This window comes from Pseudomonas sp. P129, from assembly GCF_020312195.1.
In the GTDB taxonomy this organism is placed as follows: Bacteria; Pseudomonadota; Gammaproteobacteria; order Pseudomonadales; family Pseudomonadaceae; genus Aquipseudomonas; species Aquipseudomonas fragariae.
In genome coordinates this window covers 77,372-96,484 of record NZ_JAGPYS010000015.1, presented here as the reverse complement: position 1 = coordinate 96,484, position 19,113 = coordinate 77,372, and the positions used below count along the sequence as shown (strand labels likewise).

Here is a 19,113-nt window from a genome sequence, read left to right as displayed (position 1 = left end):
CCTCACATGCAGCATTACTCAGGCTTCGGCCTTCTCAAGCATTCCCTCAGCCACCATGAAAACTGGCAGCGCATGTGGCGCACGCCGACCCCGAAAAAGATCTACGACGTGGTCATTGTCGGCGGCGGCGGGCACGGTCTGGCGACGGCCTATTATCTGGCCAAGGAGCACGGCATCACCAACGTCGCCGTGGTCGAGAAAGGCTGGCTGGGCGGCGGCAACACTGCGCGCAACACCACCATCGTGCGCTCCAACTACCTGTGGGACGAGTCGGCCCACCTGTATGAACACGCGATGAAACTGTGGGAAGGCCTGTCCCAGGAACTGAACTACAACGTCATGTTCTCCCAGCGCGGCGTCTACAACCTGTGCCACACCCTGCAGGACATGCGCGACTCCGAGCGCCGCGTCAGCGCCAACCGGCTTAACGGCGTGGACGGCGAATTGCTCAACGGCCAGCAGGTCGCCGAGGAAATCCCGTACCTGGACTGCTCGAAAAACACCCGTTACCCGATCATCGGCGCAACCGTTCAGCGCCGTGGTGGCGTCGCCCGTCACGACGCGGTGGCCTGGGGCTTCGCCCGTGCGGCCGATGCGCTGGGCGTTGACCTGATTCAGCAGACCGAAGTCATCGGCTTTCGCAAGGAAAACGGCGTGTGCATCGGTGTGGAAACCAACAAGGGTTTCATCGGTGCCAAACGTGTCGGTGTGGTCACCGCCGGCAACTCCGGGCACATGGCCAGGCTGGCAGGCTTCCGTCTGCCCATCGAATCACATCCGTTGCAGGCACTGGTTTCCGAGCCGATCAAGCCGATTATCGACAGCGTCATCATGTCCAATGCAGTACACGGCTACATCAGCCAGTCCGACAAGGGCGACCTGGTGATCGGTGCCGGTATCGACAGTTGGGTCGGCTACGGCCAGCGCGGCTCGTACCCGGTGATCGAACACACCATCCAGGCCATCGTCGAGATGTTCCCGGTGCTGTCCCGCGTGCGCATGAACCGTCAGTGGGGCGGCATCGTCGACACCACGCCGGACGCCTGCCCGATCATTTCCAAGACCCCGGTGCCGAACATGTTCTTCAACTGCGGCTGGGGCACAGGCGGCTTCAAGGCCACGCCGGGCTCGGGCAACGTGTTTGCCGCCAGCCTGGCCAAAGGCGAGATGCATCCGCTGGCCAAACCGTTCTCCATCGACCGTTTCCACAACGGCGCACTCATCGACGAACACGGCGCTGCAGCCGTAGCCCACTAACAGGAGAACCCGACCATGCTGCATATCTTCTGTCCTCACTGTGGCGAACTGCGCTCCGAAGAGGAATTCCACCCGTCCGGTCAGGCGCACATCCCGCGCCCGCTGGACCCCGGTGCCTGCACCGATGAGCAATGGGGCGACTACATGTTCTTTCGCGATAACCCGCGCGGCCTGCATCACGAACTGTGGATACACGCCGCCGGTTGCCGCCAGTATTTCAACATGACGCGCAACACCGTGACCTACGAGATTCTCGAGACCTATCCGATCGGTACCAGACCGCAGTTCACGGATCAGGGAGACAAGGTATGAGCCAGACCCATCGCCTGCCCAACGGCGGCCGTATCAATCGCAGCAAGGTGCTCAACTTTACCTTCAACGGCCAGACCTACCAGGGCTTTGAAGGTGACTCGCTGGCCTCTGCCCTGCTCGCCAACGGTGTCGATATCATCGGCCGCAGCTTCAAATATTCCCGCCCGCGCGGCATCTTCGCAGCGGGTTCGGAAGAGCCCAATGCGGTGCTGCAGATCGGCGCGACCGAAGCGACGCAGATCCCCAACGTGCGCGCTACGCAACAGGCGCTGTACTCGGGACTGGTCGCAACCAGCACCAACGGCTGGCCGAGTGTGAACACCGATGTCATGGGCATTCTGGGCAAGGTCGGCGGCAAGCTGATGCCGCCGGGTTTTTACTACAAAACCTTCATGTACCCGCAATCGTTCTGGATGACTTACGAGAAGTACATCCGCAAGGCTGCCGGCCTGGGGCGCTCGCCGACCGAGAACGACCCGGACAGCTACGATGCGATGAACCAGCACTGCGACGTGTTGATCGTCGGTGCGGGCCCGGCAGGTCTGGCCGCAGCCCTGGCAGCAGGTCGCTCCGGTGCCCGCGTGATCATTGCCGATGAACAGGAAGAGTTCGGCGGCAGCCTGCTCGACAGCCGCGAAAGCCTGGACGGCAAACCGGCAGCCGAGTGGGTGTCGACAGTCGTCGCCGAGCTGAAAAGCCTGCACAACGTCACCCTGCTGCCGCGTGCCACGGTCAATGGTTACCACGATCATAATTTCCTGACCATCCACGAGCGCCTGACCGACCACCTGGGCGATCGCGCGCCAATCGGCATGGTCCGCCAGCGCATGCACCGGGTACGTGCCAAACGTGTGGTGCTGGCCGCCGGTACTCACGAGCGTCCGCTGGTCTATGGCAACAACGATGTGCCCGGCAACATGCTGGCCGGTGCCGTATCGACTTACGTCCGCCGTTATGGCGTGGCACCGGGCAAGAAACTGGTGCTTTCCACCAACAACGATCATGCCTATCGCGTCGCTCTGGACTGGCTCGACGCCAGCCTGCACGTGGTAGCGATTGCCGATGCACGGCATAACCCACGCGGTCCGCTGGTTGAAGAAGCGCGGGCCAAAGGCATTCGCATCCTGACCGGCAGCGCGGTCATCGAGGCCCGCGGCAGCAAGCGCGTGACGGCTGCCCGCGTTGCCGCCATCGACGTAAAGACGCACAGCGTGACCAGCCCCGGCGAATGGCTTGAATGCGATGTGGTTGCCAGCTCCGGCGGTTACAGCCCGATCGTGCACCTGGCCTCGCACTTGGGCGGCAAGCCGGTCTGGCGCGAGGACATCCTCGGCTTCGTACCAGGCGAGGCACCACAGAAACGTATCTGCGTAGGCGGCGTCAACGGCGTCTACAGCCTGGCTGACAGTCTTGCCGATGGCTTCGAAGGCGGCGTGCGCGCTGCCAGTGAAGCGGGCTTCAAGGTGGTCGAAGGCGTGATGCCCAAAGCCCTCAGCCGTGCTGAAGAGCCGACGCTGGCGTTGTTTCAGGTGCCCCATGAAAAAGGCACCGCTCGGGCACCCAAGCAGTTCGTTGATTTTCAGAACGACGTCACCGCCGCCGCCATTGAACTGGCAACGCGCGAGGGTTTCGAGTCGGTCGAGCACGTCAAGCGCTACACCGCGCTGGGCTTCGGCACCGATCAGGGCAAGCTGGGCAACGTCAACGGCCTGGCCATCGCCGCCCGTTCACTGAATGTGTCGATCCCGGAAATGGGCACCACCATGTTCCGTCCCAACTACACGCCGGTGACCTTCGGCGCGATAGCCGGACGTCATTGCAAACACATCTTCGAACCCGTGCGGTTCACCGCGCTGCATGCCTGGCATGTCAAAAACGGTGCCGAATTCGAGGACGTCGGCCAGTGGAAACGGCCGTGGTACTTCCCGAAAAACGGCGAAGACCTCCCCGCCGCCGTTGCTCGCGAATGCAAGGCGGTGCGCGACAGCGTCGGCCTGCTGGACGCATCGACACTGGGCAAGATCGATATTCAGGGCCCGGATGCACGCGAGTTCCTTAACCGTATCTACACCAACGCCTGGACCAAGCTGGACGTGGGCAAGGCGCGCTACGGCCTGATGTGCAAGGAAGACGGCATGGTCTTCGATGACGGGGTAACCGCCTGTCTCGCTGACAACCACTTCCTGATGACCACCACCACGGGCGGCGCAGCGCGCGTCCTGCAATGGCTGGAAATCTATCAACAGACCGAATGGCCGGACCTGAAAGTGTATTTCACCTCAGTGACCGATCACTGGGCGACCCTGACGCTGTCCGGTCCCAACAGCCGCAAGCTGCTCAGCGAAGTCACCGATATCGATCTGGGCCGTGAAGCCTTCCCGTTCATGACCTGGAAGGAAGGTCTGGTCGCCGGAGTGCCGGCCCGGGTATTCCGCATCTCGTTTACCGGCGAACTGTCCTACGAGGTCAACATTCAGGCCGACTACGCCATGGGCGTTCTGGAAAAGATCGCCGAGGCAGGCAAACAGTACAACCTGACGCCTTACGGCACCGAGACCATGCACGTGCTGCGCGCAGAGAAGGGTTTCATCATCGTCGGTCAGGACACTGACGGCTCGATGACGCCCGACGACCTGAACATGGGCTGGTGTGTCGGCCGTACCAAGCCGTTCTCCTGGATCGGCTGGCGCGGCATGAATCGCGAAGACTGCGTGCGTGAACAGCGCAAGCAACTGGTCGGCCTCAAGCCGGTGGACCCTGCCAAATGGCTGCCGGAAGGCGCGCAACTGGTCTTCGACACCAAACAGACGATTCCGATGAGCATGGTCGGCCACGTGACCTCCAGTTACGCGCACAACTCGCTGGGCTATTCGTTCGCGATGGGCGTGGTCAAAGGCGGCCTGGCGCGTATGGGTGAGCGGGTCTTCGCACCTCTGGCCGATGGCAGCGTGATCGAAGCCGAGATCGTTTCTTCGGTGTTCTTCGATCCGAAGGGCGAGCGGCAGAACGTCGAGTAGCACACGATGAGCCGATCATCCGCAGCACACAGAATTCAAGCAGGTGAATCATGAGCACAGCCAACGTTTACCAGCAGCGCCCGACCTCCGATGTCAAAGCCGAGTCGCCGCTGTTCCATGCAAACCTCGACAGCCTGATTGGCAAGGGGCGCGCCAGTCCGGGGGTTTTCCTGCGCGAGAAAAAGCTGCTGGGGCATCTGACGATTCGTGGCAATGCCCACGATCCGGCCTTCGCCGCTGGCGTCCACAAGGCGCTGGGCATGGAATTGCCCGCCGCGCTGATGCTGGTCATCAGCGGCGAGAGCTCGCTGCAGTGGCTTGGCCCGGACGAGTGGCTGCTGATCGTGCCGAGCGGCGAAGAGTTTGCGGCAGAACAGAAGCTACGCGACGAACTGAGCGGGCAGCACATCGCGATCGTCAATGTCAGCGGCGGGCAGTCGATTCTTGAACTGAGCGGGCCGAAGGTGCGCCAGGTACTGATGAAGTCGACCAGCTACGATGTGCACCCGGACAACTTCCCGGTGGGCAAGGCAGTCGGCACCGTGTTCGCCAAGTCGCAACTGGTAATCCGCCGGACCGGAGAAGAAACCTGGGAGCTGCTGGTCCGCCGCAGCTTCTCGGATTACTGGTGGCTGTGGCTGCAGGATGCGAGTGCCGAGTACGGGCTGAGCATTCAGGCGTGAAGCGCCCGGAACCGGCGCTGAAACCGCAGCGTCAGTCTTAATGGAGACTCCTGCGGGAGCATTTGCACGATAGCCGACACGATGATTATCGTCCCCACGCTCCGCGTGGGAATGCAGTTCCGGACGCTCTGCGTCCAGCTTGAGCAGGCTGGCTGACACTGTCAGTCAGATTTGCGGATAACGAATACTCTGGAGCATTCATTTAATGAGCCGCGCGCCCGACACATGGATTTTGACCGCCGACTGCCCCAGCATGCTGGGCACGGTAGACGCAGTGACGCGCTTTCTGTTCGAGCAGGGTTGCTACGTCACAGAACACCACTCCTTCGATGACCGCCTCTCGGGACGCTTCTTCATCCGTGTGGAGTTTCGTCAGCCCGAGGCTTTCGACGAACAGGCGTTCAGGGCCGGGCTGAGTGAGCGCGGCGAAACGTTTGGCATGATCTTCGAACTCACCGCGCCCAACTACCGGCCAAAAGTAGTGATCATGGTCTCGAAAGCCGATCATTGTCTCAATGACCTGCTCTATCGCCAGCGTATCAATCAACTGTCCATGGACGTGGTCGCGGTGGTGTCCAATCACCCTGATCTTGAGCCACTGGCTGGCTGGCACGGCATTACGTACTACCATTTCCCACTGGACCCGAACGACAAGCCCGCACAGGAAGCCAAAGTCTGGCAGGTCATCGAAGAGTCTGGTGCAGAACTGGTTATTCTTGCCCGTTACATGCAGGTCCTGTCGCCGGACCTGTGTCGCAAGCTGGACGGCAAGGCGATCAATATCCACCACTCGTTGCTGCCCGGTTTCAAGGGCGCCAAGCCCTACCATCAGGCGTACAACAAGGGGGTGAAGCTGGTCGGTGCCACGGCGCATTACATCAACAACGATCTGGACGAAGGCCCGATCATTGCCCAGGGCGTGGAAGTGGTCGATCACAGCCACTATCCCGAAGACCTGATCGCCAAGGGTCGAGACATCGAAGGGCTGACACTGGCCCGCGCGGTGGGTTATCACATCGAACGGCGGGTGTTCCTCAACGCCAACAGGACGGTGGTTTTATAGTCGCAAGCTGCAAGCGATCCGTATTTCATGCCGCTTGAAGCTTGCAACTGTTCTTCTCTGCTCTAAATCTGCTTCATCACAATAAAAGCGAGGTGACATGTATGTCTGGTAATCGCGGTGTAGTGTATCTCGGCGCTGGCAAGGTCGAAGTGCAATCAATTCCTTTCCCGAAAATGGAAGATCCACGCGGCAAGCGCATCGAACACGGCGTGATTCTGCGCGTGGTCTCCACCAACATTTGCGGCTCCGACCAGCACATGGTACGCGGCCGCACCACGGCGCAAACCGGGCTGGTGCTCGGTCATGAAATCACTGGCGAAGTACTGGAAGCCGGTCGTGACGTGGAACATCTGAAAGTCGGTGATCTGGTTTCTGTGCCATTCAACGTGGCGTGCGGCCGCTGCCGCAGCTGCAAGGAACAGAACACCGGCGTCTGCCTGACGGTCAATCCGGCGCGTCCTGGTGGTGCCTATGGTTATGTCGACATGGGCGATTGGGTCGGCGGCCAGGCTGAATACGTGCTGGTGCCTTACGCCGACTTCAACCTGCTCAAACTTCCGGACCGCGATGCGGCGATGGAAAAAATTCGCGACCTGACCTGCCTGTCCGACATCCTGCCCACCGGCTACCACGGCGCAGTGACTGCCGGGGTGGGGCCGGGCAGCACAGTCTACGTTGCAGGCGCTGGCCCGGTCGGCCTGGCTGCGGCGGCGTCAGCACGCTTGCTGGGCGCTGCGGTGGTGATCGTCGGCGACGTGAACCCAACGCGTCTGGTTCACGCCAAGGCCCAGGGCTTCGAAATTGCCGACCTGTCCCAGGACACCCCCTTGCACGAGCAGATCGCTGCCCTGCTCGGCGAACCTGAAGTGGATTGCGCCATCGACGCCGTAGGCTTCGAAGCACGCGGTCACGGCCATGCTGGCGCTCAGGCCGAAGCACCCGCCACCGTGCTCAACTCGTTGATGGGCGTAGTGCGCGTCGCCGGCAAGATCGGCATCCCCGGCCTGTACGTCACCGAAGACCCGGGAGCCGTTGACGCCGCCGCCAAAATGGGCAGCCTGAGCATTCGCTTCGGCCTGGGCTGGGCCAAATCCCACAGCTTCCACACCGGCCAGACCCCGGTCATGAAATACAACCGCCAACTGATGCAGGCGATCATGTGGGACCGCATCAAGATCGCCGACATAGTGGGTGTCGAGGTGATCAGTCTGGATGATGCTCCGCGGGGTTATGGCGAGTTTGATTCGGGCGTGCCGAAGAAGTTTGTGATTGATCCGCATGGGTTGTTTAGCGGGGCGTAGATCCATCTTCGATCTTTTAAAGCAGCGTAAAGCAGCGCACTTATGCAGGTGCGCTGTTTCCTGAGAGGTCAGTCGAATTTCCTTTCTAAAACCGCACGGCAATATTCACGGAAGACGTGGGATCTGACTGCCTGAAGTTAACACTTACTGAAATACTTTAAGAATGATCTCTCTGCAACATTTCCCCTCTTCTGATTACCTTCAAGGCACGTGCTTGAGAGCGTGAAAGTCTTGGATACTGATAAATTGTATCCATTGGCAGATCTCCAGTGAGCACACGCTGGAATGGCGTTGCGGGAAGCTCGATACGCTTTGGACGGCGCACCACTCCGCTTGGGAGGTGGTAGATATTACGAGGTGCTATTGAGGACTTAGGGGCGGCCCATCTTGTATGCAGCCGCGCGTCGCTTGGTACCGCAGGTAAACGCCGTCGAGTTTTTAAATGAGCCGGCACATTTTCAGGTTGGGCCAGTTTATTGATGAAATCTGGAACAGCTACGGGCCCTTTAGCCCCTGAAACGCCTCCTGTACGCGTTAAACGCGAGGAGGTTGGACTGCCAGGCACAAGAACGCTATGGCGGTGCTCAGTGACTTTTTTCGCAGCGACCAAAGCTTGTCTATTACGGAATATCAGTGCCAGTATTCGAGCATTAACGTGCCCCGTCGGATCAACCCGATTAACCGGATCCCCCCCACAATACCCATACGCATTCACCCCACCCTCACCAAACGGGCTCAGACTGTCCGGGCTGTTAAACCTCATCAGCACGGGGTTAAACGCCCGATACCCGTTACCCAGCAAATAGTGCCCCGTCACCGGATCAACCCGCTGGCCGGTAAAGCCCGGCAGGTTTGCGGTGCCTGAAGGATGACGATGCCCGTAAGGCGTGTAGGCAAACTCCAACCCCTGAGCGACGGTCACTGACTGCTGTTGATCCGTCGCCAACAACGCGCCGTCGCGCTGATTATTTTCTGCGCTCAGGCACGCCAGCAAATGCTCATCCGTGCGCATAAGCGTGTGCTGAACCTGCCCCTGAATCTGCGTAGCCAAGAGTGTCTTCTGATAAAAAAGGCGAGTGCTACCCTGCCCCGCAGGCGAACAATCGGCCAGGCGATCCAATGGATCGTAGCGATAGACACAGAGCACGGATTGCCCGGACGACGCCATGTTGTCACTCCTTTGAAGTCACCCTATGGCAGCCAGTCTGGGCTGACGCCCTGCTTCCGCCCAGCTAGCAGAACTACTAGGCTGTTCCGCCTGCGGGACAAAAAACGCTGGGGAAGCGCCCTACTCGCGCACAGCCCTCACCAATACCGAGTAGTAATGCTCCTGCACGTAGGCGTTGCTGTCAGGTTCCGGCGCCCCGCGCATGCTGTCGATTGACGGGAAAAGCCCCAGATTCCAGTTCCGTCTGGCCGACAATTGCGGCGTGACTCCGTCTTGATCAGGCTCACGTGCAGGCTCGGACAAATCCGAGGCCAGCACGCCGGTAACCTGCCCGTTCTGGTCCAGCACTTTCCCGGCCACGAACATGAAATGAAACGGGTAGTCCGATGACGGGTTGCTCTCCAGCCCCCCTCGCTCGATGAAACCGATACCTTCACCGATCTCGGGAAATGACTGCTCGCCGACGAAGTAATCAGAGTGGCCGCGTGCATTTATCCAGTCATCGAGCGCTGTTGTCGTGATATTCAGGCTCACCGGCTGACCATCCTGCAGGGCGACGACTTCGACATTGGGCACCACGGGCGTCGGATCGTTAAGGCTCTCGCCCTGGTAATCGAACGCGACTTGTCCACCGGCATATTTCGACACCAGAAACTCGGTGCTGGAGATGCAGCTTTCAGGCACCGCTGCCCTGGCTTCGAGCCTCACGTAGCCGTCACGATCCGCTGCGATGGAGTGGAACAGGCTTGATGGCACGTTAAGCTTGCCGGGCACCAGAACGTCGTCGTTCATGATGTGCAGGTCTTCATGGTGAACCTGAAGCGTTCCGCTTGCTGTGTCATGAGCGGAATGGGACTCGTGGGTTGCGAAGCTATCGGTCGGCCGCCGGGTGCGGATGCTGCAGATCATTTGATCGACGACATTGCCGCCCTTGAGCATTGGCCGGTTGATCAGCGTGAACTCATGCCCGCCGATGTGACGCACCCAGGGCAGTGCCAGGCTCTCGGCGCGCGACCTGCCCTGCGGCGGCACCAGCAGAAACACCCGGTTGCGCTCATCCCATTCGGCCCGGTAGATCCTGCCGTTATCCAGCTTGATGTAGTCACGCCCCTCAATCGAGTAACTGCCGCGCTTTGGCCCGCTGCTGATCGCCTCGGCACCGGTCAGGTCGACAGCCGCGCTGGCAATCCCCACACCTCGGGTTCGCTCGGGATAAAGGGCATCGTCGATGTGCAGTTGCAGTTGCGCACCGCTCAGATGTGCATGCTCGGCCGGCTGCTCCAGGCTGGTGACCGACTCATAGGTGTAGCCGCGCTGCGAGGAAAGAAAAATGCGTCGCGCATCGGTTTCCGAGACGTCATCGAGCGACAGCACGGCGATACTTGCAATTCTCGACGGGTCGCTAAAACAGGCTTCGACATGATCGATGAGCGACCCCGCATGACTCAGGTAAAACTCATCGTGCAGATGCCCCGCCAGCATACCGAGATGCCTGGCAGGCGAATGGGCGAACCAGGCTTTTTCCCCTGACTTCAGGCTGACTTCAGCCATCATCAGGTTGTTGCGGGCCAGCTTCTCCTGAAGCTGACTGACCAAGGCAGCTCGCTCGCTGGCGTGCGGCGGAATGTTTTCCTGCGCGGCCAGCAGCGGCCCGTTCAGACGAAGCTGTTTGAGGATATTTTCCCCCAGGCTTAACTCCCTGGACCTCGATGCCGCTCCCCATTCAATGGTATGGCCCAGCAAGGTATTGGCCAACGCCGCCTGGTTGCGCGCAGCAAAAAGAATGGCCAGTTCCTCGGGGGTATCGAGTACATAGTATGGATTTTCCACCGAGGTAATGGACGAGGGCAGCCGCGACTTGATTTTGGCCACGGCGTCGATGTTCCTGGCGACCCACTGAGGGTTGCGTGCATAGGCTTCGTTCGCCGCTTTCGCGCCATAGAACAGCTCCAGCGCAAAGTCATCATGGGCGATGCCGTCGCGATAATCCGACTGGTCGTGCCACAGGTGGGGCAACGCCCGTTTGGGATCGGCTTGCGTACTGATTTTCTGCAGGGTCAGGGCAACAGGCCGCTGGTCGTGCAACGTCTCGCCCGGCGCCAGCGCCAGGAAGTGCTCGATGGGCAGCGTGCCGCGATAGTGAACGCCGCGATCCGCTTCGATCACCAGTTCCTGCCCGCGGCCATCACTGAGCGTCGCCAGAACGCCGGCCACGGTTTTTCTGCCGACCAGACCTTGCAGCGTATCGCTTATCCGGACAGTCACGAACATGCCCTGAGCGGCAACAATCTGTGCCTGAATTTCAGGCTTGTAGGTCGGGATTGCGGGCAAGACCCTGGCGACGTCCATGCGGCTGCCGTCAGCGCGAATGAAGGCGGTCGTCTCAACATCGGTGCCCGCATGTTCGAGTACTTCGACATGACCCTTACGCTCGGTGACGTATTTGTGCTCGATCACGCCAAGCGCCACGCTCTGCTGGCTTGCCCTGCTATCTGCGTCGATGACCCGCACGGAGGCTGTTTCAAGTGCCACCACGCAGTTGTCATACCAGCTGACCGTGTTGGCGGGAGCCAGAAAACGCTCCGGTCGGCCGCTGAAGCCAAGCGGAAAATCTTCGGTGTGGGCAAAACGTGAAAGCTGCGGGGCGTCGACCGTTGACTGCGGATGCCTGCGCCATTGCCCTGCTTCCAGGTCCAGCGTATGCAGCGGTCGCAATTCCGTTCCCGCCAGCCCGCTGACCATCCGGCAGGCATAGCCGTTGAGCATGTAAATCTTCTCGCTTATCCCACCCAGCAGCACCGCCCGAGCACCGCCCTCGACCATCGCGTTGCCGTTCCAGTCGAGGCGCGTGACCTTTCTGCCCGTGGGCCTTTCGGATATCTGTCCATCCTCGGAGACCCGCCAGTGCGAGCTGCTTGTCGACGGCCGACGCCTCGCGAGGTGTTCGCCCTCGGCTTCGCGCTCGATGGCATCGCTGTGCTCAGGGTGTCGAGCCGTTTCGGTCAGATCAGACCTGTCAGACACGCCGTGCTCGCTGACGATCTGTTGATAATGCAGTGTCGCGGAGCGCAGCCCTTTCACCGCCGATATGCCGCAGTGCAGCGCCGAACGCAGACCGACCAGCAGAAAACCGAAGTTCTTCACCGACGCCTCGTAGTCGTTGGCCCTGATCGACTCGCCGAGGGCCTGGACCTGCTGGCTCATCGTCCAGCTGTTGGTGCCTTGCAGCATCAGCACACCCAGCACCCTGGGAGGGAGCGTGCGCAGCTTGCACAGCACCAGCTCGGCAATGATGTTGAGTGCATCCATCGCGATGCCTTCATCATTGCCGTCGTAAATATCGAACCCCAGGTTGATGAAGTTGCCCAGCACAGGAATCAGTCCGCCGACCTGATGCACCAGTTGCAGCACATGCTGCGCGCTGGTCGACATGTTCTGAATGTCATCATCGTTAGCTCGGGCACTCAACATCTGTCTGAACGCCAGAGCACTGGCTTCAAGGCGGACCTTCTCGTCGGCGCTCAATAACTCGATGCAATGAACCGGCCTGTCACTGTCCGACAGCGTGGCCCCTTCCAGAGATTGCAAGCGCTCGGCGGCAGTACCGGAGACCAGCACGAGCCGCTCGGCCTCCAGCGCCCGGTAGATTTCGGTCGCCTGGATGGCGTAGTTCTCGGCCTCGCGCTTGAACGCTGCTTGTGGTGCGGTCAGTCGAGCAGGCAGAAGGCTGTTGTTGACGAAGGCAATGTTCGCCTCGAATAAACCGGTCAGCTTCGCCTGCAACGCGTCCAGACTTGCGGTGTAACGGGTTTTATCGGCGAGCGCCTGAGCCAGCTGCCCGAGCCGTTCATCACGATTGTCGGCAAGCGCCAGCTCGCGGCGCAGGTCTTCGTCATACACCACACTCAGCAGGGTTCGATAACCAAGCGACTCTTCGTGCCTGAAGAACGTGCCGGTATTGATCCAGCCGGCCTGGTAACTGATATCGAACGAAGACCGCGCAATCACCGGCCAGCAGGATTCGTTCAGCCCCAGATAACGGCACAGTTCACGCGCCACGAACTCCGGCTGGGTCGGCTGCAGAACGACTTGCAGTCGCTGTTGGTCCTCGAGGTTCTGCGCAATCACGCTGTAATAGGCGTTGACGGAATCATTCAAGCGCCGGGTATAGGCCGCCTGACGCTGCGCGTGCGGCAACGCCGGCAGGTCCTCCTGGTAATGGGCCAGCAGATAACGGACCGCGCGCTGCAATGTCACAGCGCGGCCGGCGTCCCATTGCACCTCGCGCAGCTCCTCGGTCAGCGCCACAAACCGCGACCTGATGACGTCATAAGCGCCCAGTGCAAGCGGGTCTACGTACAGAAACGGAGGTTCTTTGCTGCGGATATCGAAGGCTTCGATGTCGATATCGCTCAGCGGATGACGACGCTGGACAGGATTGGGCACGATCACTTGCACGATCAGCCGTTCGATATTGATCGCCCCCTCGGCCTCGCCATAGCGAATGGTATTGATCATGTAAGACGACAGTTCCTGGCGCGCCACGTCGAAATATTCGGCAAGATCTTTCGCGCGCCAGGGATTGACGGTGTGCTGCTCCCGGTAGATATCCTGGTGGCCGTCGCTGTCGTAAACGACCAGTTTCAGGGTGATGCCACCGGCTTGCTGGAACATTGCCAGCAGCGCGTTTTCGTTGTCCTGCAGCGATGCACCGAAATGCCGGTAGCTGTTCAGCAAGGTGCGGCATCGACCCAGATGCCACTGCATCTCCTTCTCCAGCTCAAGGTCGATGACACCGTAATCGTCAGTGCCATGCGCCTGGACCTTGTGCTGCCGAAAGGTGTAGACCTGCGACGTATCGAGCATGAAACGCTGGTGTTCTGCCAGGGTGAAAGGCAACGCGGGCGCCATCACTGCGGGGTCGGCTTCGCGCTCTCCGGGCAACAGCGCAGTGATCGCCTGCAGCAGGTCGTCTCGGGTGGCAGCCAGGGGAATATCGACACCGTAGTAATCGAGCAGGCCGTGCAATGAGACGGTTCGATCGTCGCGAATGGCCAGAATGCACCTGGCATCTGCGGACTCCAGATGCGGCGCCAGCGGGGCCAGGCAGTCCGTGAAACGGATCACTCGCAGGTGCAGGTCTGACAGCGTGGCGTGTGCAGGTTGCCGGCCCTCGGAAATGCCCTGCAGTTGCAGCGAGTGAACCGGCCTGCCCTCATTCATCCTGACATGCAGCACACAGGTGAAAGGCTGCATGAAGTCCACCTGAGTCGTGTTGACCAGATCAAGAACGTAGCGCAGGTCTTTAAGGCGTACCCCGGGCAACAGATCTTCATCGATATCGCCAGCAGGGTCCACGCCGGCGATAGCCCGGAGCAACACCTTGAACTGCTGCACGATAGAACCGCCAAAAGCGACGCTCGCAAACAACGGCGAGTCATCGGCCACGGCCATGAACACTCTGTTGGTCGCACAGGTGCCGGTCGTCACGTCCCGTATTCGTGCCCGCAGCGTATTCAGCAACCTGCGGTAATCGCCCCGGGTACGATCGATGCGCTCGCTTCGGACACACGACGAATGTGACTCGCGCTGATGACTCTGCGCAATATCGAACGCCGCTTTGGCCAGTTCGTGCTCGGGGCCTTCCCCCGATGCCGGCGAAGCGACAGAACGGGTGACGCGTTCTGCGCTGTCGCTGAGGGCGTTCAGGTCGTCATCGAACAGCATTGATTTCAGGGTACTCAGGAGTTCGATGTCGTCGGCCCATCGCCCGAACGAGCTGGCAGCCCCAAGTACCTGGATCTCGTCCAGTAGCGTGAAACCTTCGGGTCGGGGACGTTGCAGAATGGCGGCCAGTTGCTCGTTACCTTCGGTTGCCAGTACGTGCTGAAGGCTTTCCCTGGTGGCAGCTGGCATGGAAGGAAGTGAGGTGTAGGTGTCGGTCATTGCTGATGCTCCGTGCATTCCAAATGACCGACACCATGCTGTTTCGCGGAAAAAGCGGGGTAATACATAGATGTTTCAGGACGACCCAGGTCCAGTCACCGAGCAAATACCGGACGTTGCCGTGGTTCGCGGCCTCGCCCCGGGAACAAGCTTCTGTTCCTCCAGTCAAATCCTCTGCTTCATCGCCCACTCACGGGCGGTTCGAGTTCGATAAAGGTGACGCAATGAAAACTGCACGCGCAATGGCTTTGGCAACGTTGATGGCTGTGGCGGCAAGCCCGGCATTTGCCTTCAATCTGAATGACGCCGCGAACGCGGTCTCCAATGCCACCAATGGCAATCAGAAAGCCACGGCGGCACCCGAAGTCGCGGGGCTGCTCAATACCCTGGGTACGCAGCTCAATGTCACCCCGGAACAGGCGGTTGGCGGGACGGGCGCATTGCTCGGGCTGGCGAAGAACAAACTGACCAGCACCGATTACTCGCAGTTGGCCAAATCGGTCCCGGGCCTGGAGCAAATGTCCGGCACGTCCGCGCTGGACAGTCTGGGCGGCGCCAACGGGCTGGGCAGTCTGCTGGGCGGCAAGTCAGGCAATAGTTCGATGCTCAACAGCGCACTGGGCAACGTGCAGAGCATGGGTGATGTGAACAATGCCTTCAAGGCGTTGGGCATGGACAGCACGATGGTCAGCCAGTTTGCCCCGCTGATTCTGCAATATCTGGGACAGCAAGGCGCCAGTGGTTCGGCGTTGCAGAGTCTGAGTGGGTTATGGGGTACCGGGCGCTGAGCCGGACCTTATACGCGTAGCGTTCCTCAATATATCTCCGCTCTTGTACTGCTTTTTTTGCATAGCGCCCGAGATCATCGCACCTGCTGAATTGAAGGCCGCACCCACCATGGCGGTGCTGCGGCCTTCAGGTAATTGTCGAGCCCATTTGAAAGCAGCCGCCCCAAACGCTGTCGAGTCGTTTTTTTTCCCGGAGTACACTTGCGACGCCAGTCTCGCGTAATACTCGGCCTGCTGAAAACTCAACCTTGAGTCTCCGTGACTGGCAAAATTGCGATTCACTTGACGGAGGTTTTTGATGAAGGAAGACTGGCTGTCATTGAATGGTTCAAGCGCGTCATCGAGCCATTTTCTACTGCCTTGCAGAGGCATCGGTGAGCTAGCAGCAGGGATTAAGCCTTTGAGGGTTGTTTCAATCACATCGCCAAATTGCTCGCTGATCAGTTTTACCGACTTTAGCGCACGCGGAATGAACACTGCCAAAACCATCTGAAATACTTGCCCCGTCGGATCGACGTTATTGACAGGGTCTCCTCCACAGTAGGCATAACCATTTATCCCGCCTTCACCAAACGGGCTCAGCGTATCCGGGCTGTTAAAGCGCATCAGCGTCGGGTTGAACGCGCGAAGTCCATTGCCCAGCAAGTAATGTCCAGTGATCGGATCAATCGTCTGCCCTGTAAAACCAGGTACACCCAGTGCGGCTGTTTGCAGGGATCGCCTGCCATAAGGGCTGTAGACAAACGCCTGATTGCGCATGGCATCAAGGCTGTGCAGCACCGAGCTGGCTTGATCTGTGGCAAGCAGATCGAACAGGATCTGAGTAGATTCCACACGGAGCAATGCCAGTAAAAGATCTTCTGTCTGAACGACAGACTGGCGGGAAGTGCCCTGTATTGCTGTAGTCAGGCGGTTGTTTCGATAGAAACGCCTGACGACCTCCTGCCCCGCTGGCACTATGCTTGCCAGTCGGTCCAGTCCGTCGTAACGGTATAAGCCGATCAGCGAAACATCGGGCGATGACATGAGAGCGGATTCCGGCAACATTAAAGGCCAGTCTCATCCGCCCGTTTCGCCTCGTCTACCTGTCAGAACTGTCAGTGCCCGGGCAACTCCAGCCGCAACGCCGCAATACGCGCGTCCTTTTCGTCCCAGAGCTGATTGACCCAGCCCTGCACTTTCTCGCGAAATACAGGGTCGTTTTCGTAATCGCCCTGCCACAGCGCCGGGTCCAGTTCACGGGTCTTGATATCGACGATCACTTTGGAGACCCGACCGCAGAGCATGTCCCAGAAACCGGGAATGCCTGAATCGGGATAGACGACCGTGACGTCCAGAATGGCATCGAGTTGCTCGCCCATTGCCGCCAGCACGAAGGCTACGCCGCCGGCCTTGGGTTTGAGCAGATGGGTGTAGGGAGAGCCCTGGGCGGCATGTTTGGCTGCAGTGAAGCGCGTGCCTTCCAGGTAGTTGACGATGGTCACCGGCTGGCGCTTGAACAGCTCGCAGGCAGCCTTGGTGATTTCCAGGTCCTTGCCCTTGAGCTGCGGATGCTTCGCCAGGAACGCCTTGCTGTAGCGCTTCATGAACGGGTAGTCCAGCCCCCACCATGCGAGGCCCAGCAGCGGTACCCAGATCAGTTCCTTTTTCAGGAAGAACTTGAAGAACGGCGTGCGCCGGTTGAGTGCCTGGACCAGCGCGGGAATATCCACCCACGACTGATGATTGCTGATGACCAGATAGGAGGTGTCACCACGCAGCCCCTCATCGCCACGAATGTCCCACTGCGTCGGTATGCAGGTGGCGAAGATGACCTTGTCGATCTCGGCCCAGGTTTCGGCGATCCACATCACCGCCGCTGAACAGCGATCGCGCATCCGGCCTCTGAACAACAGCTTGAGCAACGCAAAAATCAATAGCGGACCGATAAGCAGCAGCGTATTGATCAGTAACAGCAGGGCAACAAAACAGCCGGTGAACAGACGGCGCATGACGGACTCTTGAAGGTTCAGGGGCGGCAATAATAAAGATCCTCGCGTTTTACGCCAATTACACAGGTACTTACAAATGTTTCACGTCTCGGCCTTTATGCTGACGTCACATTTATTCTGACGAACCTACCGCAGGTTCGCTGTCTAAAACCGGGCGCCAATCAGGCGCTGACTATTGCGAGGAACCTCCCACGTGAAACCGATCCTGGCGCTATTGTCTTTGCTGGCCCTGCCGGTCATGGCCGCTGAACCGACGTTGTATGGTCGCTACGAGAACATCAAGGTTGCGGAAATAGGCCAGACCTTCAAGGCCAAGATGGACACCGGCGCACTGACCGCCTCGCTGTCGGCTAAGGACATCGAGTTGTTCAAGCGCGATGGTGATGACTGGGTACGTTTCCGCCTGGCAACCAAGGGTGCAGACAACAAAGTGTATGAGCACAAGGTGTCGCGGATCAGCAAGATCAAGGGGCGTGCAGAAGGTGACGACGATGACGACGAAAGCATCAACCCTGCCAAGCGCCCTGTCGTTGACCTGGAACTGTGCCTGGGCGACAAGAAGCGTACGGTCGAGGTCAACCTGGTGGACCGCAGCCACTTCAACTTCCCGCTGTTGATCGGTGCCAAGGCATTGCGTGAGTTCGACGCCGCAGTCAATCCGGCCCGTCGTTATACCGCTGACGAGCCTGATTGCTGAGGTTGTTCATAGTCCTCAGTATCGTGTGACGCTCCGCGCCCGATCCGGGACGTGCGGCGCAGCGTAGATCTGTGACGCAGAGCGTCACCCACGGCACTTCCACGCTGGAGCGTGAGGAACGATACCGCCCGCGAGAACACCATCGTACCCATGCTCCGCGTGGGTATGCATTTCTGGACGCTCTGCGTCCTGGCTTGACTGTGCAGCGCGGCGCAGATTGACTCAGACCGGCGGCTGGGTCGCGATCATCGATGGGCGTTGACTGATGTCCAGGTACCAGGCGGCCAGTCGCGGATAAGTGCTGCGCCAGTTCAGATCCGGCTGGCGGAAATCCAGGTAGCCGAGCGCCGCGGCGACGCTGATCGATGCGACATCGAAGGATGTGCTGAGCTCGGTGACCGCATCGCTTTCGAAGTAATGCAGCGAGCGTTCAATCTTCTGTTGCTGATTGTCCAGCCAATGGTCCCAGTGTTTTTCCTGCGGACGCAAGGCGGTTTCATAGCGGATCAGCACCGCTGCATCCAGCACCGCATCGGCCAGCGAGGCCAGGGTCATGCGCCTCCAGCGTGCCGAACCTTCCCGTGGGATCAGTGGCAGGCCCACGTGCTGATGGTCGAGGTAATCAAGAATCACCCGGCTGTCATGAATGACGTTGCCGTCGGCCAGCCTTAACGCGGGAAGTTTGCCGGCCGGGTTGTCTTCATTGAGCTCGGCAGACGGGCTGACCGGTGTCAGTACTGTGGTCTGCAACTCGACGCGATCGAGCTGAGCGGTTTCATGCAGCATCACCATCACCTTGCGGGCGAAGGGCGAAGCGGCGTTGAAGTACAACGTCATCGTGGGCGCTGACATGGGTATTCCTCGAATGAGACAGGATCCTAGACTAGTCA

13 protein-coding genes are annotated in these 19,113 nt (G+C 59.7%); 8 read left to right on the top strand and 5 right to left on the bottom strand.

What is annotated here, in order from left to right; all coding sequences use genetic code 11:
- Nucleotides 1-6: 6 nt before the first annotated feature.
- From KBY02_RS23930 to fdhA, 6 genes are all read left to right on the top strand, one after another.
- Entirely contained in the window at nt 7-1,257 is a 1,251-nt protein-coding gene (locus KBY02_RS23930) for a sarcosine oxidase subunit beta family protein (protein WP_024640218.1), read from the top strand.
- A 15-nt stretch (nt 1,258-1,272) separates the two neighbouring features.
- Entirely contained in the window at nt 1,273-1,569 is a 297-nt protein-coding gene (locus KBY02_RS23925; protein ID WP_003316160.1) for a sarcosine oxidase subunit delta, read from the top strand.
- Nucleotides 1,566-4,586 carry a sarcosine oxidase subunit alpha gene (locus tag KBY02_RS23920; protein ID WP_058399316.1) on the top strand — a complete coding sequence of 1,007 codons (3,021 nt, stop codon included), beginning with the start codon at nt 1,566-1,568 and terminating at the stop codon, nt 4,584-4,586. Before KBY02_RS23925 ends, KBY02_RS23920 begins: the two co-directional genes overlap by 4 nt.
- Before the next feature lie 50 nt (nt 4,587-4,636).
- Complete coding sequence (locus KBY02_RS23915) at nt 4,637-5,269, top strand: sarcosine oxidase subunit gamma (RefSeq protein WP_003402202.1); 633 nt, start codon at nt 4,637-4,639, stop codon at nt 5,267-5,269.
- A gap of 205 nt (nt 5,270-5,474) precedes the next feature.
- Nucleotides 5,475-6,332 (top strand): formyltetrahydrofolate deformylase, encoded by an 858-nt coding sequence (gene purU, locus KBY02_RS23910; protein ID WP_003402204.1) that lies wholly within the window; start codon nt 5,475-5,477, stop codon nt 6,330-6,332.
- A 101-nt stretch (nt 6,333-6,433) separates the two neighbouring features.
- A complete protein-coding gene (gene fdhA / locus KBY02_RS23905; RefSeq protein ID WP_024640215.1) occupies nt 6,434-7,633 on the top strand; it encodes a formaldehyde dehydrogenase, glutathione-independent in 1,200 nt (399 codons plus the stop codon).
- Nucleotides 7,634-7,790: 157 nt separating this feature from the next.
- Here fdhA and KBY02_RS23900 read toward each other — a convergent pair whose 3' ends face one another.
- Both KBY02_RS23900 and KBY02_RS23895 read right to left on the bottom strand, forming a co-directional pair.
- Entirely contained in the window at nt 7,791-8,801 is a 1,011-nt protein-coding gene (locus KBY02_RS23900; RefSeq protein ID WP_225650804.1) for an RHS repeat-associated core domain-containing protein, read from the bottom strand.
- Nucleotides 8,802-8,921: 120 nt separating this feature from the next.
- Nucleotides 8,922-14,747, bottom strand: a complete 5,826-nt coding sequence (locus KBY02_RS23895; protein WP_225650803.1) for a hypothetical protein — start codon at nt 14,745-14,747, stop codon at nt 8,922-8,924.
- 224 nt (nt 14,748-14,971) lie between these two features.
- Here KBY02_RS23895 and KBY02_RS23890 point away from each other — a divergent pair, with 224 nt between their 5' ends.
- A complete protein-coding gene (locus KBY02_RS23890) occupies nt 14,972-15,535 on the top strand; it encodes a DUF2780 domain-containing protein (protein ID WP_024652480.1) in 564 nt (187 codons plus the stop codon).
- Here KBY02_RS23890 and KBY02_RS23885 read toward each other — a convergent pair.
- Together KBY02_RS23885 and KBY02_RS23880 are read right to left on the bottom strand one after the other, a co-directional pair.
- Nucleotides 15,515-16,561: an RHS repeat-associated core domain-containing protein gene (locus KBY02_RS23885; RefSeq protein WP_225650802.1), complete on the bottom strand. Its 1,047-nt coding sequence runs from the start codon at nt 16,559-16,561 to the stop codon at nt 15,515-15,517. The two genes, KBY02_RS23890 and KBY02_RS23885, sit on opposite strands and share 21 nt — an antisense overlap.
- A 71-nt stretch (nt 16,562-16,632) precedes the next feature.
- Nucleotides 16,633-17,526, bottom strand: coding sequence for an acyltransferase (locus tag KBY02_RS23880; protein ID WP_024641133.1), 894 nt, complete (start codon nt 17,524-17,526; stop codon nt 16,633-16,635).
- A 193-nt stretch (nt 17,527-17,719) separates the two neighbouring features.
- On the opposite strand from KBY02_RS23880, the gene KBY02_RS23875 reads away from it, so the two are divergent.
- Entirely contained in the window at nt 17,720-18,223 is a 504-nt protein-coding gene (locus tag KBY02_RS23875) for an ATP-dependent zinc protease (RefSeq protein ID WP_003402218.1), read from the top strand.
- A gap of 222 nt (nt 18,224-18,445) precedes the next feature.
- Here KBY02_RS23875 and KBY02_RS23870 read toward each other — a convergent pair whose 3' ends face one another.
- Entirely contained in the window at nt 18,446-19,075 is a 630-nt protein-coding gene (locus tag KBY02_RS23870; protein WP_032657257.1) for a glutathione S-transferase family protein, read from the bottom strand.
- Between the last annotated feature and the right edge of the window lie 38 nt (nt 19,076-19,113).

What these genes read in the sequence shown, in the direction of transcription:
- KBY02_RS23930 (WP_024640218.1), top strand. Translation starts at nt 7, where the DNA reads ATGCAGCATTACTCAGGCTTCGGCCTTCTCAAGCATTCCCTCAGCCAC.
- KBY02_RS23925 (WP_003316160.1), top strand. Translation starts at nt 1,273, where the DNA reads ATGCTGCATATCTTCTGTCCTCACTGTGGCGAACTGCGCTCCGAAGAG.
- KBY02_RS23920 (WP_058399316.1), top strand. Translation starts at nt 1,566, where the DNA reads ATGAGCCAGACCCATCGCCTGCCCAACGGCGGCCGTATCAATCGCAGC.
- KBY02_RS23915 (WP_003402202.1), top strand. Translation starts at nt 4,637, where the DNA reads ATGAGCACAGCCAACGTTTACCAGCAGCGCCCGACCTCCGATGTCAAA.
- purU (WP_003402204.1), top strand. Translation starts at nt 5,475, where the DNA reads ATGAGCCGCGCGCCCGACACATGGATTTTGACCGCCGACTGCCCCAGC.
- fdhA (WP_024640215.1), top strand. Translation starts at nt 6,434, where the DNA reads ATGTCTGGTAATCGCGGTGTAGTGTATCTCGGCGCTGGCAAGGTCGAA.
- KBY02_RS23900 (WP_225650804.1), bottom strand. Translation starts at nt 8,801, where the DNA reads ATGGCGTCGTCCGGGCAATCCGTGCTCTGTGTCTATCGCTACGATCCA.
- KBY02_RS23895 (WP_225650803.1), bottom strand. Translation starts at nt 14,747, where the DNA reads ATGACCGACACCTACACCTCACTTCCTTCCATGCCAGCTGCCACCAGG.
- KBY02_RS23890 (WP_024652480.1), top strand. Translation starts at nt 14,972, where the DNA reads ATGAAAACTGCACGCGCAATGGCTTTGGCAACGTTGATGGCTGTGGCG.
- KBY02_RS23885 (WP_225650802.1), bottom strand. Translation starts at nt 16,561, where the DNA reads ATGTCATCGCCCGATGTTTCGCTGATCGGCTTATACCGTTACGACGGA.
- KBY02_RS23880 (WP_024641133.1), bottom strand. Translation starts at nt 17,526, where the DNA reads ATGCGCCGTCTGTTCACCGGCTGTTTTGTTGCCCTGCTGTTACTGATC.
- KBY02_RS23870 (WP_032657257.1), bottom strand. Translation starts at nt 19,075, where the DNA reads ATGTCAGCGCCCACGATGACGTTGTACTTCAACGCCGCTTCGCCCTTC.